This is a genomic window from Type-C symbiont of Plautia stali (genome assembly GCF_059730935.1).
The window spans coordinates 2632183-2658167 of sequence record NZ_AP035923.1; the positions used below are offsets into that span (position 1 = coordinate 2632183).

At 57.8% G+C, this 25985-nt stretch carries 23 protein-coding genes; 9 read left to right on the forward strand and 14 right to left on the reverse strand.

The genetic code is table 11. The features are described 5' to 3' along the window. Positions 1 to 8: 8 nt before the first annotated feature. Entirely contained in the window at positions 9 to 422 is a 414-nt protein-coding gene (locus AC6I7J_RS12470) for a CoA-binding protein (RefSeq protein WP_021508299.1), read from the reverse strand. Positions 423 to 596: 174 nt separating this feature from the next. On the opposite strand from AC6I7J_RS12470, the gene AC6I7J_RS12475 reads away from it, so the two are divergent. Then, positions 597 to 1223 (forward strand): YccT family protein, encoded by a 627-nt coding sequence (locus AC6I7J_RS12475; RefSeq protein WP_278707042.1) that lies wholly within the window; start codon positions 597 to 599, stop codon positions 1221 to 1223. A gap of 68 nt (positions 1224 to 1291) precedes the next feature. Further along, positions 1292 to 1753, forward strand: coding sequence for a methylglyoxal synthase (locus AC6I7J_RS12480; RefSeq protein ID WP_264239582.1), 462 nt, complete (start codon positions 1292 to 1294; stop codon positions 1751 to 1753). A gap of 4 nt (positions 1754 to 1757) precedes the next feature. On the opposite strand, the gene helD is transcribed toward AC6I7J_RS12480, so the two are convergent. Next, complete coding sequence (helD, locus tag AC6I7J_RS12485) at positions 1758 to 3812, reverse strand: DNA helicase IV (protein ID WP_498005813.1); 2055 nt, start codon at positions 3810 to 3812, stop codon at positions 1758 to 1760. A 123-nt stretch (positions 3813 to 3935) separates the two neighbouring features. Here helD and AC6I7J_RS12490 point away from each other — a divergent pair, with 123 nt between their 5' ends. Further along, positions 3936 to 4379 carry a YccF domain-containing protein gene (locus AC6I7J_RS12490; RefSeq protein ID WP_021508303.1) on the forward strand — a complete coding sequence of 148 codons (444 nt, stop codon included), beginning with the start codon at positions 3936 to 3938 and terminating at the stop codon, positions 4377 to 4379. An 8-nt stretch (positions 4380 to 4387) separates the two neighbouring features. Continuing rightward, complete coding sequence (yccS, locus tag AC6I7J_RS12495) at positions 4388 to 6526, forward strand: YccS family putative transporter (RefSeq protein ID WP_338670352.1); 2139 nt, start codon at positions 4388 to 4390, stop codon at positions 6524 to 6526. On the opposite strand, the gene AC6I7J_RS12500 is transcribed toward yccS, so the two are convergent. After that, on the reverse strand, positions 6523 to 7152 hold the full coding sequence (locus AC6I7J_RS12500; protein ID WP_058759726.1) for a TfoX/Sxy family DNA transformation protein: 630 nt from the start codon (positions 7150 to 7152) through the stop codon (positions 6523 to 6525). The genes yccS and AC6I7J_RS12500 overlap by 4 nt on opposite strands. A gap of 224 nt (positions 7153 to 7376) precedes the next feature. Here AC6I7J_RS12500 and sulA point away from each other — a divergent pair, with 224 nt between their 5' ends. Continuing rightward, positions 7377 to 7868 (forward strand): SOS-induced cell division inhibitor SulA, encoded by a 492-nt coding sequence (gene sulA / locus AC6I7J_RS12505; protein WP_338670353.1) that lies wholly within the window; start codon positions 7377 to 7379, stop codon positions 7866 to 7868. Between the two features lie 348 nt (positions 7869 to 8216). After that, a complete protein-coding gene (gene ompA, locus AC6I7J_RS12510) occupies positions 8217 to 9290 on the forward strand; it encodes a porin OmpA (RefSeq protein WP_021508307.1) in 1074 nt (357 codons plus the stop codon). Between the two features lie 68 nt (positions 9291 to 9358). On the opposite strand, the gene matP is transcribed toward ompA, so the two are convergent. Beyond that, positions 9359 to 9826: a macrodomain Ter protein MatP gene (gene matP, locus AC6I7J_RS12515; protein WP_021508308.1), complete on the reverse strand. Its 468-nt coding sequence runs from the start codon at positions 9824 to 9826 to the stop codon at positions 9359 to 9361. Between the two features lie 53 nt (positions 9827 to 9879). On the opposite strand from matP, the gene AC6I7J_RS12520 reads away from it, so the two are divergent. Both AC6I7J_RS12520 and fabA read left to right on the forward strand, forming a co-directional pair. Further along, a complete protein-coding gene (locus tag AC6I7J_RS12520; RefSeq protein WP_498005816.1) occupies positions 9880 to 11742 on the forward strand; it encodes an AAA family ATPase in 1863 nt (620 codons plus the stop codon). Between the two features lie 67 nt (positions 11743 to 11809). Beyond that, positions 11810 to 12328, forward strand: a complete 519-nt coding sequence (fabA, locus tag AC6I7J_RS12525) for a bifunctional 3-hydroxydecanoyl-ACP dehydratase/trans-2-decenoyl-ACP isomerase (protein ID WP_010616565.1) — start codon at positions 11810 to 11812, stop codon at positions 12326 to 12328. 65 nt (positions 12329 to 12393) lie between these two features. Here the strand turns inward: fabA and rmf are convergent, their stop codons facing one another. The 6 genes from rmf to rlmKL all read right to left on the reverse strand — a co-directional run bounded on the left by rmf (position 12394) and on the right by rlmKL (position 20337). Further along, positions 12394 to 12561: a ribosome modulation factor gene (gene rmf / locus AC6I7J_RS12530; RefSeq protein ID WP_013508548.1), complete on the reverse strand. Its 168-nt coding sequence runs from the start codon at positions 12559 to 12561 to the stop codon at positions 12394 to 12396. A 267-nt stretch (positions 12562 to 12828) separates the two neighbouring features. Further along, positions 12829 to 13395 (reverse strand): membrane integrity-associated transporter subunit PqiC, encoded by a 567-nt coding sequence (gene pqiC, locus AC6I7J_RS12535; protein WP_021508310.1) that lies wholly within the window; start codon positions 13393 to 13395, stop codon positions 12829 to 12831. Further along, positions 13392 to 15035 carry an intermembrane transport protein PqiB gene (gene pqiB, locus AC6I7J_RS12540; RefSeq protein ID WP_021508311.1) on the reverse strand — a complete coding sequence of 548 codons (1644 nt, stop codon included), beginning with the start codon at positions 15033 to 15035 and terminating at the stop codon, positions 13392 to 13394. The genes pqiC and pqiB overlap by 4 nt, the downstream gene beginning before the upstream one ends. Beyond that, positions 15007 to 16290: a membrane integrity-associated transporter subunit PqiA gene (pqiA, locus tag AC6I7J_RS12545; RefSeq protein ID WP_132465295.1), complete on the reverse strand. Its 1284-nt coding sequence runs from the start codon at positions 16288 to 16290 to the stop codon at positions 15007 to 15009. The genes pqiB and pqiA overlap by 29 nt, the downstream gene beginning before the upstream one ends. A 16-nt stretch (positions 16291 to 16306) precedes the next feature. Continuing rightward, positions 16307 to 18214 carry an ABC transporter ATP-binding protein gene (locus AC6I7J_RS12550; protein WP_498005819.1) on the reverse strand — a complete coding sequence of 636 codons (1908 nt, stop codon included), beginning with the start codon at positions 18212 to 18214 and terminating at the stop codon, positions 16307 to 16309. A 5-nt stretch (positions 18215 to 18219) separates the two neighbouring features. Further along, positions 18220 to 20337: a bifunctional 23S rRNA (guanine(2069)-N(7))-methyltransferase RlmK/23S rRNA (guanine(2445)-N(2))-methyltransferase RlmL gene (gene rlmKL, locus AC6I7J_RS12555; RefSeq protein ID WP_222985456.1), complete on the reverse strand. Its 2118-nt coding sequence runs from the start codon at positions 20335 to 20337 to the stop codon at positions 18220 to 18222. A 96-nt stretch (positions 20338 to 20433) separates the two neighbouring features. On the opposite strand from rlmKL, the gene AC6I7J_RS12560 reads away from it, so the two are divergent. Continuing rightward, positions 20434 to 21543: a YcbX family protein gene (locus tag AC6I7J_RS12560; protein WP_021508315.1), complete on the forward strand. Its 1110-nt coding sequence runs from the start codon at positions 20434 to 20436 to the stop codon at positions 21541 to 21543. 3 nt (positions 21544 to 21546) lie between these two features. Here the strand turns inward: AC6I7J_RS12560 and AC6I7J_RS12565 are convergent, their stop codons facing one another. The 4 genes from AC6I7J_RS12565 to AC6I7J_RS12580 form a co-directional block, all read right to left on the reverse strand. Beyond that, entirely contained in the window at positions 21547 to 22089 is a 543-nt protein-coding gene (locus tag AC6I7J_RS12565; RefSeq protein WP_498005822.1) for a cell division protein ZapC, read from the reverse strand. A gap of 150 nt (positions 22090 to 22239) precedes the next feature. Further along, on the reverse strand, positions 22240 to 23250 hold the full coding sequence (pyrD, locus tag AC6I7J_RS12570; RefSeq protein ID WP_021508317.1) for a quinone-dependent dihydroorotate dehydrogenase: 1011 nt from the start codon (positions 23248 to 23250) through the stop codon (positions 22240 to 22242). Between the two features lie 120 nt (positions 23251 to 23370). Further along, positions 23371 to 24375, reverse strand: a complete 1005-nt coding sequence (locus AC6I7J_RS12575; RefSeq protein WP_058769566.1) for a glycosyltransferase family 2 protein — start codon at positions 24373 to 24375, stop codon at positions 23371 to 23373. After that, on the reverse strand, positions 24372 to 25889 hold the full coding sequence (locus AC6I7J_RS12580; RefSeq protein WP_021508319.1) for a lipopolysaccharide biosynthesis protein: 1518 nt from the start codon (positions 25887 to 25889) through the stop codon (positions 24372 to 24374). The genes AC6I7J_RS12575 and AC6I7J_RS12580 overlap by 4 nt, the downstream gene beginning before the upstream one ends. Between the last annotated feature and the right edge of the window lie 96 nt (positions 25890 to 25985).

Genomic DNA, 25985 nt, shown 5'->3' on the forward strand with positions numbered 1-25985 from the left:
GTTTGTCTTTAACGCGTCACGCCCAACCGCGGAATTTCTATCTTCGGGCAGCGATCCATAATCACCGTCAGCCCGGCATCACGCGCCAGCACCGCCGCCTGCTCATTGATCACGCCCAGCTGCAGCCACAGGGTTTTGGCGCCGATAGCAATCGCTTCCTGCGCCACGCCCCATGCCGCTTCGGAATTGCGGAACACATCCACCATGTCGATCTTGCCCGGAATCTCCGCCAGCGTGCCATATACGGTCTGGCCCAGCAGCTGCTGTCCCGCCAGCTTCGGGCTCACCGGCACTACGTCATAACCCTGATCGAGCAGGTATTTCATTACGCCATAGCTGGCACGCTCAGTGCGATCGCTGGCACCGACCAGCGCGATGCGTTGGGTTTGCGTCAGGACATCGCGAATCGTTTGATCGTTCATGTTTTTCTCCTTGTTCACTCGCCTGAGTGTAGATGCCATTGCGCGCTAAAGTGCAAGCGCAGCGCACGAAAAGTTTGCGCGGCGACACGAATAAATATGTTAAAATGTAAATTAACTGCCATAATGTAATAATTTGCTACACATCGCCCTTTTTCCCCTGTTCCGGGAGTTGAAATGAAGCTGTCTCTGGCTGTTACGGGTTTGCTGTTGCTGCTCGTATCGGCAACCTGCCATGCCATCACCCTGAAGCTCGATCCGCAGATCGACCTGCTGGTGCTGGATGGGCGCAAAATCTCAGGTTCGCTGTTGAAAGGCGCGGACAGCCTTGAGCTGGAGCGCGGTCAGCATCAGTTTTTGTTTCGCGTGGATAAACCCTGCGCCGATGCCACCCACTTCCGCTCAGAACTAATGATCGTCACCTTCACCGCCGACGGCCATTCCGTAGCGATTCGCCTGCCGGCGCTGAATAACCGCCGCGAACGCAGCCTGTTTGATAAATCGTTAAATTTTCAGCTGATTGATGAGCGTGGTAATGAAATAGCCAGCATTCGCGATCGGTTGCCGGGTGAGAGCAGCGGCAATGTTGAACAGGCGATGATCAACTACAATCGTACGGCGCAGGCGGCCAGCGTGCCGCGTTTTGCGCTGCAGGCGGCCAGCGTACCAGACGCCAGTCTCAGTCTGGATATGGTGTGGCAGGACGCCAGTAATTTGCCCGCGCTGCAACGCTGGCTGCAGCGTGTTGATGCCGCCACGCGACAGCGTTTTATCAGTTGGGTGAAAACCCTACGCGCAAGTTGATAGCAGCTGAACGCCAGGGGTAAACTCGTGCCTTCACTACGTTTGCACGCGCCGAAACAGGAAGCCCCATGGAGCAGACCGTTCGTACCCTGAAAGTTCAGAAACACATCGCCCTCGTTGCCCACGACCACTGCAAAGCCTCGCTGCTGGACTGGGTAAAAATCAATCAAAATGCGCTGCAACCTCACGTGCTGTATGCCACCGGCACCACCGGCAACCTGATCAATCGTCACACCGGACTGGATGTGAATGCCATGCTCAGCGGGCCGATGGGCGGCGATCAGCAGGTCGGCGCGCTGATTGCTGAAGGTAAAATTGATGTGCTGTTCTTCTTCTGGGATCCGCTCAATGCAGTACCGCACGATCCGGACGTCAAAGCGCTGCTGCGCCTCGCCACCGTATGGAATATCCCGGTGGCGACGAACCGCGCCACCGCTGATTTCATTGTCCATTCGCCGATGTTTGCCAGCGAAGTGACCATCCAGATCCCCGATTATCAGCGCTACCTGACGGAACGCCTGAAAGCCTGATGGCTCAGGCCTTCCGGCTCTGCGCAACGCCCAGTTCGCGCAGGTGTTCAACAAACACGGAAGGCCGCTCTTTATCAAACATCAGCCACACCTGCTGACGCGCGCGCGTGATGGCCACGTAGGCCAGGCGCCGCTCTTCGGCATGCGGAAAATCCTCCGGCTGTGGTAGCAGTCCCTCTTCCATGATCGACTCGCGCGCCTGCGCCGGAAAACCGTCACGCCCTTCGTGCAGCCCCAGCACGATGACAAAATCCGCCTGCTGGCCTTTACTGGCGTGGATGGTCATGAAATCAATACGCAGTTTCGGCCAGCGGGTTTTGGCTTTATCCAGCATGGCCGGACGCAGATGATGGTAACGCGCCAGCAGCAGCACGCGCTCGTCCGGCTTCGCGTAACCGCTCAGCTTGTCGAGCAGCGCTTCCAGTTGCTCCTGCGGCAGCAGCGTAATGGATTTCTTGTTCCCTTTGCTCAGGCTGTTGAGCGGCTTGCGCAGCTGATGCGGATTCTGCTGCACAAAGCGGTTGGCAATGTCACCGATGCGATCGTTGAAGCGGTAGGTGGTATCCAGCACGCAGCGGTCGCCTTCGCCAAAATAGTGATGAAACGCGGTGGTCAGGCTCATCTCCGCGCCGCTAAAGCGATAGATCGCCTGCCAGTCATCGCCGACCGCAAATAAACTGGTGCGCTTATTTTGCTGACGCAGCGCGCTGAGCAGCGCCGCCCGCTGCGGGGAAATATCCTGGAATTCATCCACCAGAATGTGCTTCCACGGGCTGATAAAGCGGCCCTTCTCCAGCACAGCGATTGCCTGGTGGATCAGCCCGGAGAAATCCACCGCGCCCTCGGCTTTCAGTGCGCTTTTCCATGCTTTCAGCAGCGGTGCCATCAGCCTGACGCGCTTCGTGAAATTGTCGCGCAGCGGTTCCGGCACATCGGCAATCATCGCCGCCTGCGCGCCGCCGTGCATGCGCATCAGGCCGAGCCAGCGCTCCAGCCGCACGGCAAGACGCTGCGCCAGTTTGTCATCCTGCCAGAACGGACCTTCCGGCACGTCCCACGCCAGCTCTTCCTGCAACCACTGTCGCCAGCCGCTGGCCTGCGCCTTTTTGCTGTTACACTGCTCGCGCCAGTTTTCGATCAGCAACTGACGTCGCGCGCTGCTGTCACTTTCCAGCCGGCTGATGACCGGCTGCTTATTGCTGCCTTCACGAATGATGTGCAGCGCCAGCGCGTGGAACGTACGCGCCTGAATCGCGCTCTCACCCAGCCGCGTCTGGATCCGATCGTTCATCTCTTCCGCCGCCTGGCGACCAAAAGCCAGCAGCAGGATTTGCTCCGGCTGCGCCAGTTTGCGCTGTAACAGCCAGCCGGCGCGCGCCACCAGCACCGAGGTTTTACCGCTGCCCGCGCCGGCCAGCACCAGCAGCGCGTCTTCACCGTTGACCACCGCCTCACACTGCGATGGATTGAGCGGCGTGGTTTCAACGGTGGAGAAGAAGGCGTGATTATCGCTGATCACCCGCGCGCTCCATTCACGGTTGCGCTGCCGAATCGCGCTCTCGCCCTGCTCGAGCCACTGCTGGCAAAAGCGCCACAGCGTGCGGCAGTTATCAAACTCCTCCAGCCGTGCCAGCGGCAGCGGTAAGGCGGAAAACTGGCGCGTGATGGTCTCTTTTACTGCAGCCAGCTCGCTGCGCTTCAGCCAGCGATCCTGGCCGGTAAACGCGACGATCTCCTGCTGCAGCGCGCTCAGCACCTGCGCGCTGATTTCGCTCATCTCGAGGCTCCACTGCTGCCACGCCTGCTGCAGGTAATGATAAAAACGCTGGGTTTCCTGCCACTCGGTGCCGTGCAACCGCACCACTTTCTCTTCCGGTAACAAAAACTCCAGCTCGCCCCACACCAGGCCGCGTTTGCAGGTAATACCGATCATCTGATTAAACGGGATCAGGTACTCATGGCGATCGCCGCTGACTTCCACACCGGCAGCCAGCAGTCGCACCCGGTTATAGGGATGCTGTGCCAGCCGTTTGCCCATGGATGTTGCTTTTAGTTCCATCTCCGCACCGTCATGTGGAATTCAATTATCGCGCAGTTTACCTGTCAGACCCTTAGCGCTCCAGCCTTAAAACACGCTAAACTGGGCGACACATATTGCGGATTGCAAAAGGAAAATCGCGTTATGCGCACCGTGCTTAATATTCTGAATTTTGTTCTTGGCGGCTTTATCACCACTCTCGGCTGGCTGCTGGCCACGCTGATCAGCATCGTGCTGATCTTTACCCTGCCGCTGACCCGCTCCTGCTGGGAGATCACCAAACTGTCCCTGCTGCCGTTTGGCAATGAAGCGGTTCACGTAGACGTGCTGCGCCCGGAGAGCAAAAGCCACGTGCTGAACGCCGGCGGCACCTTCCTCAACCTGTTCTGGCTGATTTTCTTTGGCTGGTGGCTGTGCCTGATGCACATCTCGACCGGCATCCTGCAGTGTCTGAGCATCATCGGTATTCCGACCGGCATTGCCCACTTTAAAATCGCCGCTATCGCGCTGTGGCCGGTAGGTCGTCGCGTGGTGTCAGTGGAAGAAGCGCAGGCGGCACGTGAAGCCAACGCGCGGCGCCGCTACTGAGGCTGAAGATGATGCCTGACGCTTTGCCCGGCTGGCGCCGTTATCTGTTCAACAGCAGCCTGCGCTACCTGCTGCGCATCTTCTTCGCGCTGGCTGGCTGTGCCGCCGTTCCCTGGTGGCTGCAGCAGATTGAGTGGACCATTCCGCTAACGCTCGGCGTCGTGGCGGCGGCGCTGGCCGATCTTGACGATCGCTGGACCGGCCGCGTGCGCAACCTGCTCATCACGCTGGTGTGCTTCTGCATTGCCTCGGTTTCAGTTGAGCTGCTGTTTCCGCATCCGTGGCTGTTTGCTATCGGTCTGGCGCTCTCCAGCTGGGGATTTATTCTGCTGGGCGCGCTGGGGCAGCGCTACGCCACCATTGCGTTTGGTGCCCTGCTGATCGCGGTGTACACCATGTTGGGCATTGGCCTGTTTCCGCAGTGGTGGATGCAGCCGGCGCTGCTGCTGATTGGCGCGCTGTGGTACAACCTGCTGACCTTTATCGGCCACCTGATGTTTCCGGTGCGTCCGGTGCAGGAGCAGCTGGCCGCCAGCTTTTCCCAGCTGGCGCGCTATCTGGAAGCCAAGGCGAATCTGTTTGATCCCGACGGCGGTGAGCAGGATGACGCGGCGCTGATCGCCACCGCGATGGTCAATAGCCAGTTGGTGGCGCAGCTCAATCTGACGAAAACCACCATTCAGAGCCGTTTACGCGGCGACCGCGGCTCGCGCAGCACGCGGCGCAGCCTGCATTACTATTTTGTGGCGCAGGATATTCACGAGCGCGCCAGCTCGTCGCATCTGCAATATCACCTGCTGCGCGATGACTGGCGCTACAACGAGGTGCTGTTTCGCTTTCAGCGACTGCTGAACATGCAGGCGCAGGCCTGTCGCCAGCTGGCAGAGAATATCGTGCTGCGCCAGCCGTGGCACCACGATAGCCACTTTGCGCGCAGCTTTGAACGGCTGGAGACCGCCCTACAGCGCCTGCAACATAACGATCCGCAGGCGACGCACATTCGTCCGCTGTTCTGGTTGCTGCGCAACTTACGCGCCATTGATGCGCAGCTGGCGTCGATCGAATCAGAGCAGCGGCTGGCAGAACCGCTGACGCAGAGCGATCACCATCTGTCGCGCGAAGGCTTGAGTGGCTGGGCTGATATCCGTCTGCGCCTCAGTCGCCATCTGAGTCCGACCTCGGCGTTATTCCGGCACGCGGTGCGCATGTCGCTGGTGCTGTGCGTGGGGTACGCCTTCATTCAGCTTACCGGCCTGCATCGCGGCTACTGGATCCTGCTGACCAGCCTGTTTGTTTGCCAGCCCAACTATAACGCCACACGGCGGCGGCTGGCGCTGCGCATTGGTGGAACCCTGGCCGGTATTGCGATTGGCCTGCCGGTACTGTGGCTGGTGCCCTCTATCGAGGGCCAGTTGGTTTTGATTGTGCTGACCGGCGTGCTGTTTTTTGCCTTCCGCCAGATTCAGTACGCGCAGGCGACGCTGTTCATCACCCTGCTGGTGTTGCTGTGCTTCAATCTGCTGGGTGAAGGCTTTGATGTCGCCCTGCCGCGCGTGGTGGATACCTTGCTCGGCTGTGGTCTGGCCTGGCTGGCGGTGGCGTTTGTCTGGCCTGACTGGCGTTTCCGTCAGCTGACGACGGTTGCCGATCGCACGCTGAATGCCAACTGTCGTTATCTTGATGCCATCCTGGAACAGTATCATCAGGGTAAAGATAACCGTCTCGCCTACCGTGTGGCGCGCCGTGACGCGCACAACGCCGATGCAGAACTGGCGTCCGTGGTGTCCAATATCAGCGGTGAACTGAAGCAACAGCCGCCGCTGCGCGAGAATGCGTTCCGTCTGATGTGCCTCAACCACTCGTTCCTCAGCTACATCTCGGCGCTGGGCGCGCACCGGGAGCGGCTGACGCAGGGCGAACTGCTGACGCTTTTAGATGACGCGGTATGCTTCGTCGAGGATGTGCTGCAGATCGATCGCGTCAGCGAAGCGCAGGCGGAAACGATGCAGCAGGCACTGATGCAGCGCCTGAGCGCGCTGAAAACCAGTGAGGAGGCGCAGGCACCGCTGGTGTTGCAGCAGCTGGGGCTGCTGGTTGCGCTGCTGCCGGAAATTGCTCGTCTGCGCCGCACCCTCGCTGCCGCTTAAGGCAACAGGCGCTCCGCCGCGGCGTGCTGGCGGAGCGTTTCCTGATACCAGGCGCTCAACTCTTCACGTACCGCCGCCGGCAAAGCGGCCTGGTGATGGCCGGAAATGGCGCCTTCCAGCGCCAGCAGCGTTTTCAGGCCGATATCTTTATTCACCGCCCGCAACTTCAGCCAGCTCTGACGCGAGCCCATTTCATACAGCAAGCGAACAGAATTGATCCCGACTTTGTGCAGCATCAGCTCCATGCGCAGGCTGAGATTGGGCAGATCTTTCAGCCTGAGCAAGACAAGTCTGTTCGCCGCCTCGGCGCGCGCCGCAGACAGCGAACTGGCCGATAAGCGCAGCAGCTGATCGGCGTCCTGCCAGAGCTGTTTATCCACTTTGTAGTAGCTGAGCGTCACCGGCATGCCGCGCTTGCGGTATATCAACGGTTCCAGCGGGCGCTGTGCGGCATAGTGCTGAAGCGCCTCGCTGGCGCGCAGATAGAGCGCATCCTCATTGATGTAAGCAAACACCACCTTTTCGACCGCCAGCGCGTAACCACCAAACTGGGTGCGCGATTCAATTTTTCCCAATGCCGCTAACTGGGCTTTGGACTGCTCAACCACCGGATTATTTTTCTTCATAACGTCCCCTTTTTCTCATTCCTTGCGCGGGAAATTTCCTATAAAAAGCTCAGAGATTCATCTGGTTAGAAGATAGAAAAAACGATTTAGCTGTTCAATGAATAAAAGCGGCAACGCGCGGATCTTGTGCGGAATTTGCGAGGCATTTTCAGAAATTGAGGTTGATCTTTATCCAGGAACTCATTACTGTATATTCATACAGTTCATTACTGAGTGATTAAAATATGCGTACTCAATACTCTGGCCCTGCTGATCGTGCTCACCGTTTCGCTGCGACTGGCTTAACGCAACCTTCTCTGGGTGGTATTACTGAACTGCGTTATAGCGAGCAGCCCGGCATCATGCCGCTGCTGTTACTGCCGGTCCTCAAGCAACTGAGCACTCAGTCACGCTGGCAGCTGTGGCTGACGCCAGCGCACAAACTGAACCGCAACTGGATGCAGCAGTCAGGATTACCGCTGGAAAAGAGTATGCATATTACGGAATCCGAGCGTTTAAGCACGGTTGAGAGCATGGTGAAAGCCTTGCGCACCGGCAACTACAGCGTGGTGCTCGCCTGGATTCCTTATGAATTGAGCAATGAAGAGCGCCTGGAACTTGAGCAGGCAGCCGCCGAAGGCGAAGCGCTGGGATTGATTATGCGTCCTCAGGGGCGGGATCTTGCTCTGTCCAGACAGCCAAACAGCGCAAAAATTCCCTCTGATTTGTTTCATTAAGTAAAACTAAGATTTTTCTCACGCTATTTTTTCACAAAGTTACGGCTAAGCCACTGATTCTTTTCCCGCCAGCTATGACAATGGCTTAGCCGCATTTTTCTTTTCTGGTAGCGAAAATTTTGCCATGTCATTTGTTAAAATGTGTGTATAAATCCCTGTTTTTTTATCCGCTGACGTCACATCATACTTGTAAGTTTCCAATCTCGTTGTAGACTTTACCTCGCCAGGGTGCTCAATAACCTCCGTTTTTTCGGTAGAGTCATAAGCGAGCGTTTAGACCCGGCGAAGGATTACAACCAAGAGCAACCTTTTTGCTCATTGCCTATTTGGATGATAACGAGGCGCAAAATGAAAAAGACAGCTATCGCAATTGCAGTGGCACTGGCTGGCTTCGCTACCGTAGCGCAGGCCGCTCCTAAAGATGACACCTGGTATACCGGTGCTAAACTGGGCTGGTCTCAGTATCACGATACTGGTTACTACGGTAACGGTTACGAAAACAACGACGGTCCAACTCACGAATCTCAGCTGGGCGCAGGTGCTTTCCTGGGCTACCAGGCTAACCCATACCTGGGCTTCGAGCTGGGCTACGACTGGCTGGGCCGTATGCCGAACAAAGGCAACCAAGTTAACGGCGCATTCAAAGCACAGGGCGTACAGCTGGCAGCTAAACTGAGCTACCCAATTGCTGACGATCTGGACGTGTACACCCGTCTGGGTGGCATGGTTTGGCGTGCAGACTCAACTCAGGCTAACTTGAACGACGGCACTCGTATCAGCAACCACGACACCGGCGTTTCTCCGCTGGCTGCTGTTGGTGTTGAATACGCACTGACCAAAAACTGGGCGACTCGCCTGGACTACCAGTGGGTTAACAACATCGGTGACGCAGGTACCGTTGGTGCGCGTCCAGACAACAGCATGCTGAGCGTCGGCGTTTCTTACCGTTTCGGTCAGGATGAAGCTGCTGCACCAGTTGTTGCTCCAGCGCCAGCTCCGGCTCCGGTTGTTGAAACCAAGCGTTTCACTCTGAAGTCTGACGTGCTGTTCACCTTCAACAAATCTACCCTGAAGCCAGAAGGCCAGCAGGCTCTGGATCAGCTGTACAGCCAGCTGAGCTCAATGGATCCGAAAGACGGTTCTGTTGTGGTTCTGGGCTTCACCGACCGCATCGGTTCAGACCAGTACAACCAGAAACTGTCTGAGAAACGTGCTCAGTCTGTTGTCGACTACCTGGTATCTAAAGGTATCCCGGCTAACAAGATCTCTGCACGTGGCATGGGTGAATCTAACCCAGTTACTGGCAACACCTGTGACAGCGTGAAAGGCCGCAATGCCCTGATCGACTGCCTGGCGCCAGACCGTCGCGTAGAAATCGACGTGAAAGGTATCAAAGACGTTGTAACTCAGCCACAGGCTTAAGTTATCGCGCAATAAAAAACCCCGCTTCGGCGGGGTTTTTTTTGGCTTTTTATCACACGCATTTTTTGCTATTCGTTATCCGCGCCGCCTTTACCCAGAATCGCCTGCAGATCCTGCTTCAGCGTCGACATCTGACTGGCATACTTCTCTTTGCGTTCTGCATCTTCGATCAGCTGAACAATGGTCTCTGACAGGGTGCTGTTACGACGCTGCGCCAGACCGGCCAGACGCTGCCACACCAGATACTCCAGATCGATCGATTTTTTCCGCGTGTGCTGATGCTCTGCGTTGAAATGGCGTTTCCGCCGCGCGCGTATGGTCTGCTTCAGACGGTTTTCCAGCTCCGGATGGATATGCTTTGCGATCCAGTCACCGACCTCAACCGGGTTATTCTCCATCGCCAGCAACGTCTCTACCGCCGCCTGCGCAGCGCTCAGCTCAATATGCCGGGTGATCAGCTCACCTTCCCGATGCTTTTTCACCAGGTATTTCCACTTCCATCCACTTTCAAGATTTTCGAGTTGCTGGTATTTCATCGGAATCTCATCGTGATCACGTAACAAACTAAGAATAACAGCTTTTTTCCCGGATGCAGCAAGGAAAAACATGTTGCGGCCATCACAGTTCAGGCCGGAAGTGCGCCGTGCTTAACCGGGTTGAATCCTGTATAATCGCGCTTTTCCTGAACCAGACTAATGCGAATATTTTGACCAGCACTCAACTTACGTGGCAAGCCCTGCAGCCGGATAGCTCACGCTACCAATCACTTTTCTCAACCGTCTCTCTGGAAGATAGCGATACGCTTGCCGCGGTTCAGCCGCGTCTGCTGAATGCGCTGGCGCATTTACATCATCAAACGCTGGGCTTTCCGCTGCTGCTGTTACGCAGCCAGGAAAACAGTGATTATCTGGCGTGGATTGCCGAAGCAGCGCAGCGCTTTCAGCCTGACGAGGACGCGCTGTACGGCGGTGATTACCATGTGATGGGCGACAACGTCAGCCTGCAACCGCCTGTCGATGCCAGCCGTCCCTTCACCAGCTCGGGCGGCGTGCATTACGCCGACTGGATTGAGTCCGAGCAGCTGTTTGGCTGCGTGCGTCAGTATAAAGATCGCGTACAGCTGGAGCCCGGTCTGCTGCATCAGGCTAACGGTGGCACGTTGATACTGTCGCTCAATACCCTGCTGGCGCAGCCGCTGCTGTGGCTACGCCTGCGCAAAGTGATCGAGCTGGGTCGCTTCGACTGGTACTCACCGGACGAGCGCCGTCCCCTGCCGGTGACCATTCCCCCACTGCCGCTGCAGCTGCGTCTGATTTTATGTGGCGATCGCGAGGCGCTGGCCAGCTTCCAGGAGCTGGACGTTGAAGTGCACGAAATGGCGCTCTACAGCGAGTTCGAAGAGAATCTGCAGCTGGTCGATGAGGATGACATGGCCAACTGGTGCCGCTGGACGTTATGCCAGGCGGAACAGGCCGGTCTTACGCCACCCGAAGCTGATTTCTGGCCGCTGCTGATCCAGGAAGCGGTGCGTCTGACCGGCGATCAGGACACGCTGCCGCTGTGCCCGCGCTGGCTGCGCCGTCAGCTGCAGGAAGCCGCGCTGCACGGTGACACGCTGAATGGTGAGGCGCTGAAAGAGGCGCTGGAAGCACGCCAGTGGCGCGAGAGTTTCCTTGCCGACCGGATGCGCGATGAGATCCTGTTAAATCAGATCATGATCGAAACGGAAGGCGAAGTGGTCGGGCAGATCAACGGCCTGTCGGTGATTGAATTCCCTGGCCATCCACGTCCGTGGGGCGAGCCGTCACGCATCACCTGTGTTGTGCATCCGGGCGATGGCGAGTTTACCGACGTGGAGCGCAAAGCGGAGCTTGGCGGCAACATCCACGCCAAAGGTATGATGATCATGCAGGCGTATCTGATTTCCGAGCTGGAGCTGGAACAGCAGCTGCCCTTCTCGGCATCGCTGGTGTTTGAGCAGTCTTACTCCGAAGTCGACGGTGACAGCGCCTCGCTGGCCGAGCTGTGTGTGCTGATCAGCGCGCTGGCAAACCAGCCGCTGAACCAGCAGATTGCCGTTACCGGTTCGGTGGACCAGTTTGGTAACGTGCAGCCGGTGGGTGGTCTGAATGAGAAAATCGAAGGCTTCTTCCATATCTGCCAGTCGCGTGAGCTGACCGGCAAACAGGGCGTGATTCTGCCTGCCAGCAACGTGCGCCATCTCAGCCTCAGCGACGACGTGGTAGAAGCGGTACAGCAGGGCCAGTTCCATATCTGGGCGATTGAGCGCGTTGACGAAGCGCTGCCGCTATTAACCGGTATTGCCTGGCAGAGCGAAAGCGGCGACTCGCTGCTGAGCACCATTCAGGAGCGCATTACTCAGCTCAATCAGCAGGAAAACCGACCGCGGCCCTGGCCATTACGCTGGCTCAACTGGTTCAACCACAGCTGATTACATTGCCCAGCGTACAACTGTTCGCTAATATTCGGGCTTCACTAAAAGAAGGCATATTGAGAACATGGTAGATAAACGCGAATCCTATAGCAAAGAAGACCTGATTGCCTCTGGTCGCGGCGAACTGTTTGGCGAGAATGGCCCACCGCTTCCGTCTGACAACATGTTGATGATGGACCGCGTGGTCAAAATGACCGAAGACGGCGGCAAATTCGATAAAGGTTATGTGGAAGCCGAACTGGATATCCGCCCTGACCTGTGGTTCTTTGATTGCCACTTTAAAGGCGATCCGGTGATGCCAGGCTGTCTGGGTCTGGATGCTATGTGGCAGCTGGTTGGCTTCTATCTCGGCTGGCTGGGTGCGGAAGGTAAAGGCCGTGCGCTGGGTGTGGGTGAAGTGAAATTCACCGGCCAGGTTCTGCCGACGGCGAAGCTGGTTACTTACAAAATTCACTTCAAACGCGTCATTAACCGCAAGCTGGTGATGGGCGTGGCCGATGGCGAAGTGTTCGTCGACGGTAACCTGATTTACACCGCGACTGACCTGAAAGTGGGCCTGTTTAAAGACACTTCAGCGTTCTGACCCGCCTACAAAAACCTCCGCACGCAGCGGAGGTTTTTTTCCTGTTTACAGACATCCGACGGTGCCTAAGCCACCGCCGACCTGTCCTCCATGGCTTGTCGCCAACCTCCCAACCAGTGAGACCGGGCATCGATCATTTGATAAGGGCATATCTCTTTTGAGCGGCCGGTAATGCCTGCCTGATAGCCTCGTGAATGTGCTCGTTCCAGGCGGTCTCTCTTCTGTCTCTTCATACCTCGTTTCCCTCATTTCAGGTCTGGTGGAATCTGGTGGAAAGAAAGAGTGGTGAATTAATGTTCAACCACAGTAATGTTCTAACCTGTGGTGGGTGAAAGGTCAATGCGCAAAATTCACGCCAATGTCATCAATTTGCCGTGAAATCGACACAAATCCCTCAATGCTACCGCCATATCTGGCTGATTCCGCAATAAAAAAGTCCCTGATTTGCGCGCCGTCACATAACGGCAAATCAGGGACTTAGCATAAGCATCGAACAAATCCTAATTTAGCGTCACCACGCTGTTAGCGATTTGCTGTGCCGTTTGCTGCCAGCCGAGCGCCAGCGTGCGCACCAGCGCATCGTAGCCATCTTCGGTCTGCGGCAGCGTCAGATTAAAGCCATGTTTGATAAGCCGGCCTTGATGTTGTAACAGCCATTCACCGCTTACGACAACCTTGCCGTCATAGCGGCCATGGAAGCCGGTGACGTGCACGCTGAGCGTATCGTGCGTGTCACCCAGCGGCTGACTGGCCACCAGCCGGCCGGGCAACGCCTGGCCGAGGTTACTCACCAGTGTCTGCTGCAGCTGCTGGTCGAGCGGACTGGCCCACAGATTATTGGCGGCAATCACGTACTTCACGTCGCTGGTTTGATAAACCAACCCGTTGCCGGCGAGATAATCCGGCACGCTCACCTGTTCAACCCAAATCATCGGCTGGCTGGCGGAGGCGTCACTGCTGACGCGCGCCATATTGCTGCCCGCAGGCAGCTGGTAATAAGTGGTGTCGATGGTGCTGCTACAGCCCGCCAGCAGCAGCACAGCACCGATAATCAGCCCTTTTTTCACTGTTTCGCCCTCTTTGGCTGCGGATCCTGACCCGGTTTGGCTTCAAATACCAGCGCGTTGCTCTTGCTGTTGAGCGTTTTCAGCACCGGCTGCAATTCGCGCAGCACCTGGTCAAGGCGCTGCATATCGCCCACCAGTTTGTTATACGCTGGCGATCCCGGCTGTAGCCCCTTCATGCTGCGATTAAGCTCGCGCAGGGTTTGCTGCATATCGGCCGGCAGCGTTTTCATCGCCGGGTTGGCGGTGATCTGATTGAGGTTATCCAGCGTTTTCTGCAGCTGCTGCAGGGTGCGCTGGCTCTCTTTCAGCGTGCCGGTGGCCTGGTTGATCATCGGGTTGAGCGGCAGCGCGTTGATCTTATCCAGCGCCGCCATCAGTTTCTGCTGAATCTGGCTCAGACCGCCGCTTACGGTCGGAATCACTTCCAGCCCCGCCACTTCGTTCGGTCCTTTGTAAGCCGGTGCATTGTCATAGAAGTCGAGATCGACAAACAGCGCACCGGACAGCAGGTTGCCGGTTTTCAGCGTGGCGCGCAGGCCGCGTTTCTTACCATCCTGCAGATGCTGTTCAAGATTGAAGTCGCCACCCAGACGGCTAATAAAGCGGTCCGGCTCGATGCGGATCAGCACCGGCACGCGGTAATCGGTGTTCAGCGCCTGATTCACGCCCGGGATCATGTAAGGCACCTGAGCCACGGTACCAAGACGAATGCCGCGGAACTCTACCGGAGCGCCGACCTGCAGACCACGAATCGAGTCGCTGAAGAACATCAGGAAATCAGTATGTTTGGTGTACAGCGAATCCTGAATGCTGCGCTGGTCATCATACAGATGGTAGTCGTCCTGGTTTTTGGCCAGCTCGCCGAGTTCCCAGCCGTCCGGCACGTCAAAGCTCACACCACCGCTAAACAGGGTCGTCAGCGAGCCCATTTCGACGCGCATGCCGGAAGCGGACATATCCACCGCAATGCCGCTGTCTTTCCAGAAGCGCACATTGGTGGTAATTAGCCGATCGTAAGGCGCGGCGATGAACAGCTGATAGGTCATCATGCGCTTGTCGGTATCAAAGGTGCTGGTTTCCACCGTGCCGACGCGATAGCCGCGGAACAGCACCGGATCGCCCGGATTAAGCTGGCCGGCTTTTTTGCTGTCAAGGATGACGCGAATACCTTTGGCATCCGGCGGTGCCAGCGGCGGCGCATCGAGCAGCTGATAGTGCTCTGGCTTATCCCCTTTGGCGCCGGGCTGCAGTTCAATGTAGGCGCCGGAGAGCAGCGTACCGAGGCCCGTCACCCCTTCCCGGCCAATCTGCGGCTTCACCACCCAAAACACGCTGTCTTTATGCAGCAGTTTTTCCATGCCGGCATTCAGGCGCGCGGTGATCTCCACATGGTGCAGATCGTCCGTCAGCACCGCGCTTTCGACGGTGCCCACGTCGACGCTGCGGCTTTTAATGGTGGTTTTACCGGCAACAATGCCTTCGGCGTTTTCGGTGATCAGCGTGACCTGCGGCCCCTGATGGCTGAAGTGATAAAACAGAATCCATCCGCCGATTAACAGCGTGACGATAGGTACGATCCACACCGGCGACCAGCGTTTAATCTGGTCGACGTTAGCAATGCCGTGTTGGTTGTCCGTCAAGACGCGGCTCCTTACGTTCAGTTTCCTGTAGGCGATCCCAAATCAGGCGCGGATCAAACGTCATGGCGGCGAACATAGTCAGGATCACCACCAGCGCAAACAATAGCGCGCCTGGCGCAGGGTAAACACTCATCAGCTGGCCCATGCGCACCAGCGCAGACAGCACAGCGATCACAAACACATCAATCATTGACCAGCGGCCAACAAACTCCACCACCTCATAAATCAGGTGCATCTTCTCGCTGTCGCGCCGGCCGCGACCGCTGGCGTGCCAGCACAGCCAGCCAATCGCCACCATCTTCAGCGAAGGCACCATAATACTGGCGATAAAAATCACCAGCGCGACCGGCCAGGAGCCATCGCTCCACAGCAAAATGACGCCGGCCATAATGTTGGACGGATACTGCGAGCCGAGCGTTTCGGTCACCATGATCGGCATAATATTCGACGGGATATACAGCATCACCGAGGTGATCAGCAGCGCCAGCGTCCACTGCAGGCTGTGCTGCCTGCGTGGGGCAGCGCTCACGCCGCAGCGCGGACAGGTTTTCTCAGCAGCCGGGAGAATCGCGGTACAGCACGGACAGCTGCGCAACCCCTGCTTCAGTCCGCTGATGCCCGCCTGCGGCGTTTGAGCCAGCGGCGGCAGCGGATCGATCCGCTGCCAGACCCAGCGGCGATCGACGCACTGAAACGCGCGCAGCTGCAGCAGACAAAACAGGCACCACGGCCAGAAGCTGCTGCCAAGGCCAATTTCACCGTAGGCCATCAGTTTGACGAAGCTGACCAGCACGCCGGCCATGAAAATTTCGGCCATACCCCAGCTGCGCAATTGAAACAGAATACGTGCCAGCCCGAGTCGCAGGCTGTGCGGCAGGCGCACCGGATTCACCAGCAGCAGAATGGCGATCATGCAGAAAGCCGGAATGCCCTGCACAAACAGCAGGAACAGCGTGGCGAGGCTGCGATAATCCTCGCGATCCATCACCTGCGGGATAGCCATCAGCGAGATCTGGCTGCTGAGACCGGCCACATGCATGCTGATAAACGGAAACAGATTGGCCAGCAACAGCATAAACAGCGCCGCCAGCGCATAGCCGGTGGGACGTTTACGCGGTTCGTGCCAGTTAGCCACCAGCGTGGTGTGACAGCGCGGACAGCTCGCACGGCTGCCCACCGGTACGGCGGGCAGTTTTACGGTTAAATCACACTGCGGACAGAGCATCCAGTGCTGCGTCTGATGCGTGGCACACATGCTGACTCCCTCTGCGTTATGCGCCGTTTTTCAGCGCTTCCAGCTCTTCCCACCGTTCAAAGGTGGTTTCCAGCTCCTGCTCCGCCTGCGCCAGCGCATCCAGCACCGGCTGCGTTTTGTCGTGCGGCTGGCTGAAGAAGTCCGGATGACTCATCTGCGCCTGCAGCTCACCGATACGCGTCTCCAGCTGCTCCAGCTTTTGCGGCAGCTGTTCCAGTTCACGCGTCAGGTTATAGCTTAGCTTGCCTGCGCTGCGTTTGGGGGCGTCGGCTTTTTCTGCCGGTTTAGCCGCTGCGCTTTTGACCGGTGCGGCTTTGGCCTGTTTGTAAGCGGCGCGCTGCTGCTGCGCATCATGGTAGCCACCGACGAAGGTACCGATCTCGCCGTTGCCTTCAAAGATCCAGCATTCGGTCACGGTGTTATCCACAAACTGACGATCGTGGCTCACCAGCAGCACGGTGCCCTGATAGCCATCCACCAGCTCTTCCAGCAGCTCAAGCGTTTCGACGTCAAGGTCGTTGGTCGGTTCGTCAAGAATCAACAGGTTACTGGGCTTGAGGAACAGACGCGCCAGCAGCAGGCGGTTACGCTCGCCGCCGGAAAGCGCACGCACCGGCGTCATGGCGCGTTTCGGGTGGAACAGGAAGTCCTGCAGATAGCCGAGCACGTGACGCGGCTTGCCGTTGACCATCACTTCCTGTTTGCCTTCCGCCAGGTTATCCATCACGGTTTTATCCGGATCGAGCTCCGCGCGGTGCTGATCGAAGTAGGCGATTTCCAGTTTGGTGCCGCAGTGCACGCGACCTGCATCCGCCTTCAGCTGGCCGAGCATCAGGCGCAGCAGCGTGGTTTTACCGCAGCCGTTCGGGCCAATCAGGGCGATTTTGTCGCCGCGCTGCACCTGGGTGGAGAAATCCTTCACCAGCGTTTTGCCGTCAACGCCGTAATCCACGTTTTCCAGCTCAAAGACGATTTTGCCGGAACGCGCCGCTTCACCGACCTGCATATTGGCTTTGCCCATCACGTCACGCCGTTCGGAGCGTTCACGACGCAGCGCTTTCAGCGCGCGCACGCGGCCTTCGTTACGGGTGCGACGCGCTTTGATGCCCTGGCGAATCCACACTTCTTCCTGCGCCAGCTTGCGGTCGAATTCGGCGTTTTGCATCTCTTCAACGCGCAGCGCTTCCTCTTTGCCGAGCAGGAACTGATCGTAATCGCCCGGCCATGACACCAGCTTGCCGCGATCGAGGTCGACGATGCGCGTCGCCATATTGCGGATAAACGAGCGGTCGTGCGAAATAAACACGATGCTGCCGTTGAAGGTTTTCAGGAAGTTTTCCAGCCAGTCGATGGTTTCGATATCGAGGTGGTTAGTCGGTTCGTCGAGCATCAGCACGCGCGGGTTGCTGACCAGAGCACGGCCCAGCGCGGCTTTACGCAGCCAGCCACCGGAGAGTGACGACAGTTCGGTGTCCGGCTGCAGCCCGATTTGCTGCAGCACATCGTTGATGCGGCTGTCGAGCTGCCACAGGTTGTGATGGTCGAGAATCGTCTGCAGTCGCCCCATTTCGTTGAGGTTTTTCTCGCTCGGATCTTCCATCACTAAATGCGATATGGCGTGGTACGCCTTGAGGTGCTCAGCCTGTTCGGCCACGCCTTCGGCGACGAAGTCGTACACCGAACCGGTGATATTGCGTGGCGGATCCTGTTGCAGCCGCGCAACCACCAAATCCTGCTCATAAATAATGCGGCCGTCATCCAGCGGCTGTTCGCCGTTGATGATTTTCATCAGCGTCGATTTACCGGCGCCGTTGCGCCCAACCAGACAGACGCGCTCGCCCTCTTCGATATGCAGTTCGGTGTTATCCAACAGCGGCGCATCGCTGAACGACAGGTAAGCGCCATGGATACTGATCAGTGACATAAAACTTATTCCTTACCGGCGTGGCTTACCAGCCAGCAGTTGTGAATTTGACGGTTGCGCGCAAAGTCCTGCGACAGCGTTTTTTGCGTAATTTCCTGTGCCTGCAGACCCAGACGCTGCAAGCCGTCCAGATCCATTTTGAAGCCGCGCTTGTTATTGGAGAACATAATGGTGCCGCCGCGACGCAGCATGCGCTTCAGGTTCTGCAGCAGCATCAGGTGGTCGCGCTGCACATCGAAGTCATCTTCCATGCGTTTGGAGTTGGAGAAGGTCGGCGGATCGATAAAGATCAGATCGAACTGCTCATCGCTTTCGCGCAGCCAGCTCAGGCAGTCCGCCTGCATCAGGCGATGCTGGCGCCCGGTTAATCCGTTCAGGCGCAGGTTACGTTCGGCCCACTCCAGATAGGTGCGCGACATATCGACCGTGGTGGTGGATTTGGCGCCGCCCAGCCCGGCGTGCACGCTGGCGCTACCGGTATAGGAGAACAGGTTAAGGAAATCTTTCCCCTGGCTCATCTGGCCCAGCATCTGGCGCGCGATACGGTGGTCGAGGAACAGGCCGGTATCGAGATAATCCGTCAGGTTCACCAGCAGCCGCGCGTTAAACTCCTGCACTTCAAAGAATTCGCCCTTCTCGCTCAGCTTCTGGTACTGGTTTTTGCCCTTCTGCCGTTCGCGGGTTTTCAGCACCAGGCGATTGGCCGGTATCTCCAGTACGCTCAGCGTGGCACCGATCACATCAAACAGGCGCTGACGCGCTTTGGTCGCGTCCACGGTTTTCGGCGGCGCGTACTCCTGAATCACCACCCAGTCGGCGTAGCGATCGACTGCCACGTTATACTCCGGCAGATCGGCGTCATACAGGCGGTAGCAGTCAATATTCGACTGGCGCGCCCACTTGTCCAGTTTTTTGCTGTTCTTACGCAGGCGGTTAGCAAAGTCTTCGGCAATCTGTGCGCCGCCTTCGGCGCTGTTCTCCGCCAGCTGGTAGTTCTTCTGTACGCACTCCAGCGGACCGTTTTTCGCTTTAAACTGGCGATCGGCGCGCAGCTGCAGGCAGCTGAGCAGCTCGGGTGAGGCGCTGAACAGCGACAAATTCCAGCCGCCAAACTGCTGTTTCATGATGCGGCCCAGCTGGCTGTGCAGCGCAATGAGCGCCGGCTCGCTCTCCAGACGCTCACCGTACGGCGGGTTACTCAGCACCGTACCGCGCATCGCTTCGCCCGCCAGCGGATTTTTCAGCTGCAGCACATCCTGCTGCGCAAAGGTGAACAGATCGAACACGCCGGCGCGGCGCGCGTTGGCACGTGCCCACTCCAGCACGCGACCATCATTATCATAGCCAAAGAAGCGTGACGTGGTGGCGGCTGTGCCGGCGCGCGCACGCTGCAGCGCGTCGCTGCGCACCTCCTGCCACAGCGCGCTGTTATGGCGTTTCCAGCGGCTGAAGCCCCAGTGCGAACGCAGCAGGCCTGGCGCGCGATCGCAGGCGATCAGCGCCGCTTCAATCAGCAGCGTGCCGGAGCCGCACATCGGATCGACCAGCGGCGTGCCGTTCTGCCAGCCGGAGCGCATCACAATCGCCGCCGCCAGGTTCTCTTTCAGCGGTGCCTGGCCGGTTTGCTGACGATAGCCGCGCTGGTGCAGTGCAGTGCCGCTCAGATCCAGCGCGATGCTAACGCGATCTTTGTTCAGCCACGCGTTAATGCGGATGCCCGGCTGCTCGCGATCGACACTCGGACGCTCCAGATTCTGCCGGGTAAAGCTATCGACAATCGCATCTTTGATGCGCAGCGCACCAAACTGGCTGTTGCGGATCACCTCATTGGTGCCGCTGAAGTGGATGGCGAACGTGGTGTTGCTGTCAAACAGCTCGCTCCACGGGATGCTTTGCGCGCCGACGTAGAGATCGAGATCGCTCCAGACGCCGAATTCTCCCAGCGGCAGCAAAATACGTGAAGCCAGACGGCTCCACAGCAGGCTTTGGTACATTACGCGGTCGTCGGCTCGGAAGTGGACGCCGCCCTGCACCACCTGCAAATCCTGCGCACCCAGCGCGTCCAGCTCAGTTTTCAACAGCTCTTCGAGCCCACGCGCCGTACTGGCAAACAGAGAATTCATATCGTCACTTTTACTCTTGCTAAAATTGTTGCGCATTATAGCGAATCAGCGTCCTATGTCATAAAGTTAGCTTCTTTTTGTCTGTACGGAGTTGTGATGATTACCCTGTCTCGCCTGTATATTCACCCGGTTAAATCGATGCGTGGTTTGCAGCTGTCACACGCGCAGGTGCTGGAAAGCGGTCTGGCCTTCGATCGCATCTTTATGGTGACCGAAGCGGACGGGACCTTTATTACCGCCCGCCAGTTTCCGGAGATGGTGCGTTTCACGCCCGCCCTGCTGCCCGACGGGCTATTCATCACCGCGCCGGACGGCAGCCAGGCGCTGATCCGCTTCAGCGATTTCAGCGCCCAGCCGGCACCGACCGAAGTGTGGGGCAACCAGTTCACTGCCCGCATTGCGCCTGACACCATTAACCAGTGGCTGAGCGGCTTTTTCCCGCGCCCGGTGCAGCTGCGCTGGGTTGGCACTGAGCCGTCACGCCGGGTAAAACGCTTCGACCAGGTCCCGCTGGGGTTCGCTGACGGCTTCCCTTACCTGCTGGTCAACATGGCGTCGCTGCAGGATCTGCAGCAGCGCTGTCCGGCCAGCGTGCGGCTGGAGCAGTTCCGCCCCAATCTGATCGTCAGCGGCGCCAGCGCTTGGGACGAGGACAGCTGGAAACGTATTAAGATCGGCGAGATCACCTTCGAGATGCCGAAGCCGTGCAGCCGCTGCGTGTTTACCACCATCGGCACCGAAAGCGGTCGCAAGCACCCGCAGGGCGAACCGCTCGCCACGCTGCAGCGCTTTCGTAGCGCGCAGGACGGCAGCGGAGATATCGATTTCGGCCTGAATTTGATTGCGCTTAACAGCGGTATAGTGCGCGTCGGCGATACGGTTGAAGTGCTGGAACGGCAAACGCCGCGCGCTTACGGTGCCGGTGAGGTGGTGGAAACGCTGCAGGCCGCCAGCAGCGCGCCGGCCGCCGTGACCATTGGCTATCAGGGTCAGCAGTTTGCCGGCGATAATCAGCAGGTATTACTGGAACAGCTGGAGATGCAGGGCTTTCGCATTCCCTATTCGTGTCGTGCCGGAATCTGCGGCAGCTGCAAAATGACGCTGGTGTCGGGTGACGTGAAGGCGCTGAAGCAGAGCGCGGTGCGCGGCGATGGCACCATTCTCAGCTGCAGCTGTATTCCGAACGGAGATATCGAACTGGCGTAAGCGCTACACCGCGCGGGCGAAGGGCGCGCTGCTCTCCTGCCACTGCGGCTGCAGGCGATCGTTCATGATCTTGATGGCATCGCCGAGCTGCATCCCTTTGCCCGCCACCGTCAGCGCACTCTGCGCCAGCAGACAGAGCGCGGCATTCTCGCCGCTCTCGACCACCAGCAGCTGTGCCTGTTCGCCGCTGTCGGCCAGCGTTACCGCCACCATATCGCCCGCGACGGGCTGCCAGCTGTGCGCATGGCTGATGAAGTGCCAGCTTTTCGGCATTAGCGGCTTGAGGAAACGGCTGGCCACCAGCGCGTTCAGCACCAGCTCGGCGCGCTGATCGCTTTTTAATCCGCTCTGGCGACAGCGCTCTTCAAAAGTAAAATAAAGCGCAGCGTCATCAACGCAAAAACCGCTGTCATTAAAGGCATCGGGCGTCAGCATTTTGCGCGAGAAGCGCGAGCGAAATAACATTCCATCGGCCAGATCCAGCATCATCCGGTCATGCTCTGCGTCAAAATACCAACGCCAGTTGTCATCGGGTTTGATTTTCATGGGGTGCCCTGTGGATTTACGCTGCGCTAAACGGCGCTGAAATTTAAAATATTGCTTTGAGGAAAAAGCTGAAAATTGTACGAACAGGACAAAATATAAACGAGCCGGAGGGAGAAATAAACCCCCCGGCCAGGGAAAGTGAGAAATGTCTTAGAGATGGGTCACGATATCTTTAATTAAACCCGGACCTTTATAAATAAAGCCAGAGTATATCTGTACCAGCGTTGCGCCAGCCGCCATTTTTTCCCGTGCCGCGACCAGCGAATCAATGCCACCGACGCCAATAATAGGCAGACGTCCCTGCAGCTCCTGCGCCAGACGGCGAATCACCTCGGTGCTGCGCGACTGAACCGGACGGCCACTTAATCCCCCCGCTTCGTCGGCATATTTCAGCCCGCTCACCAGCGAACGATCGAGCGTGGTATTGGTGGCGATCACGCCGTCTATTTCGTGGCGCACTAAACTGTCGGCAACCTGGATCAATTCTTCTTCAGAAAGATCCGGCGCGATCTTCACCGCCACCGGCACATATTTCAGATGGCTTTCCTGCAGCGCCCGCTGTTTTAATTTAATCGCCGACAGCAGATCGTCCAGCGCTTCGCCATATTGCAGCGAACGTAATCCGGGGGTATTCGGTGAGGAAATATTGATGGCAATATAACCGGCGTGCGCATACACCTTTTCCATGCAGGTGAGATAATCGTCTTTGCCCTGCTCCACCGGCGTGTCTTTATTTTTACCAATATTGATGCCGAGCACGCCTTTAAAGCGCGCCTTTTTCACATTCTCAACCAGGTGATCGACGCCGAGATTATTAAACCCCATGCGGTTGATGATACCTTCCGCCGCCACCAGCCGGAACATACGGGGTTTGTCATTGCCCGGCTGTGCGCGTGGCGTCACCGTGCCCACCTCGACAAAGCCAAAGCCCATGGCGCCAAAGGCATCAATGCACTCCGCGTTCTTATCCAGACCCGCAGCCAGACCCAGCGCGTTCGGAAAGGTCAGCCCCATACAGGTCACCGGGCGTGACGGCAGCGACTGACGAATCAGCCCTTCCAGCGGCGTGCCGCTGATGAAGCGTAACTGTTGAAAGGTGAGTTCGTGCGCGCGCTCTGGATCGAGCTTAAACAGCGCCGGCCGGACGATAGGATATAGCATGCACTCTCCTGAATGGCGGAAGCTTCGTGAAAGTCGGGTGCACGGGAATTTGTGCGCCAGAATGGTAAGGTGCTCTGGCGCAAAAGTAAATTACTCTGGGATGCAACAATTTGATCGGTATCAGCGTCGGGCGGAATAGCGTCCCAGACGATCGCGGCAGGCCTGTAAGCCGCTGTAAATCGCCGGGCAATACCACAGCAGTTTCAGTCGCGCGTTGTGCTGTAACACTTTACGCACCAGCTGATTCACCTGCGGCTGCCACTCGGCGGGCACCGTCATGTGATTTTTGCGGATTTGCGTCAGGCAGCCGTGCATCACCGTCTGGTAATAGTCATCCAGCAGCGCCTCATCGTACGGCAGTTGCTGCTGCTGCAGGAACTGCTCACTGCCGGCGCGGGCGATAAAGTAATTTTTCACCCATGAGAAGTCACGTGTGCTCTGCGACAGTGAACTCAGCATAAACCGTTTGTAGTAGTAGCTCTGGCTGGTGCAGTACAGCGCGCGCGCCTGCAGATAAAGGGCAAACATAAAGGGCGCGTCTTCATGGTTCTGGATCGGCAGAAACTGCAGATCGAGCTGGTCAATCAGGCGACGCGAGATGATGCTGCTCCAGATCACCCGATGCGCCGACTGATGCTGAATCAGCGTGCGCAGCGTGGCGCTGCCGCCCGGCAGCAGGCCGCTGACGTGGCGCTGATGAATGGTCTGATAATGGCGCTGCGGCGCTGGCAGGTCGAAAAACATTTTCGCGCCAAAGCAGAACAGATCAATCTCCGGGTGACGGGCCTGCACGCGGCGGAAATCGGCGAACAGTTCAGTCGAGACGAAGTCGTCGGCATCCATAAAATAGACGAAATCGCCGCTGGCTGCGGCCAGCCCCTTCATGCGCGCGGCACTGACCCCGCCGCGTCCGCCACTCAGCAGCGTCACCTGCGGATGCTGCGCAGCAAACGCCGTCAGCCAGGCAACGCTGTCATCGCTCGAGCCATCATCAATAATGATGATCTCTTCCGGCGGCGATGACTGGCGAAGCAGCGACCCCAGGGTTTCCGGCAGCCAGGGCGCGCAGTTCCAGTTAGGGATAATTACCGAAACCGTCGGCGTGCGGCGTGATGTCATGCTCATCCTCTTTCCTCTGCGTTAACAAGCGGCGCGCGCAGGCGTTTTAGCACCAGGCTATGTAACAGACAGCACACGCCAAGGTTAAAGGCCCCGATCAGCCCCAGCCACAGCAGGTTGATCCAGCGATTCTGGTTCCACTCGATGGGCAGCAGCGTGCTGAGCCAGGCAATCAGCGCCGACACCGCCCAAATCAGCGCTACGTCGCGCGTCAGCCAGCTGAAATGGATGCCCGGCGCAAAGCGGCGATGCACCAGCCACGCCCAGCCAACTAAATAGAAGATATTCTGCCCCAGCCACAGCCAGCCGGTGCCCAGCGCCCCGTAATGGACGGCACACCAGATGTTGAGCGGCACCAGCACGACGGCAAAACAGGTGAATCCCTGCATGTGCAGTTTCAGATTGCCGTTAACGTATTGCAGGTGATACAGCAGGCCGCAGATCGCCTGGATACCGCTGCCGAGCGCATACAGGCTAAGCACGAACGCCATCTCTTCGACAATTTGCGGTTTCTGCGTCCACGCCCACAGTAGCGGTCCGGCATAGCAGGCAATGGTGATGCTGAGCGGGGCCATAAAAATTGCTACCGCCTGGGTGGTATAGCGATAGAGCTTCAGCGATTCGGCATCGCCCTGCTGACGGGTTTTCATGCCGGTCATGCGCGGCACAATCGCCTGCATAATCGGACTGCTCAGCAGCAGGATCCCGGTCGCGGCCGTGGCGACCACGGTGAACGAGCCGTATTCACTCAGCGGCAGGGTTTTTGACAGCACCAGCCGGTCAATCTGCGAAATAAAGGTCCACACGGCGCTGGAGAAGGCGGCGCTCAGCGCAAAGCGGATAAAGGGTTTGAGCACGCCTTTCAGATCGTCGCGCTTCTCTTTGCGCGCTGCGCGGGGCACCAGCTGACAGGATTTCCAGATACAGCAGGCGGCTTCGGCAATCGAGACCAGCAATTGCCAGATAAAGAAGGTCAGCAGCGGATTCGGGAACAGCTGGATCACCAGTACCGCGCCAAAAGTACGCAGCGTGGTAATGATCAGGTTCACGCCGTTGAGCCAGACCTGATGCTCAAAACCGACAATCACGCTGCGATACGGGCTGGTACGCCAGCGAATCGCGGCGGTGATCACCATGATCGCCACGGCAACTACCACATCGCTGGCGGGCAAGTGCTGCGCATCCAGCCAGTGCGTGGCGATCCATGGCGTCGCCAGCCAGCCGAGCACCACCAGCACCAGGGTGGAGAACAGAAAGAAGCGGGTCAGCGTGGCAAACAGCGCCGGAAACCAGACAAATTCTGCCTGATTCGCCCGGTAGCGTGCCGCCTCGCGCATCAGCGTGGTTGAAACGCCCGCGTCGAGCAGCTGCAGCCAGGTCAGCAATATAGAAAAGAAGCCCACAAGACCGTAAGCTTCCATACCTAAATGCTGAATATACAGGGGAACTACTAAAATACCTGACAGCGTCAGATAGATCTGGCCAACATAGTTGGCAATCGCGTTACGTTTGATAGACATAAAAACTCTGGCGTCTGGGTATTTTTCTCAGTGTTAACAGCGTGACACAAAAATACCTCAGCGCCCACGGGAGTAATTCTTAAAATTAACGCTGGC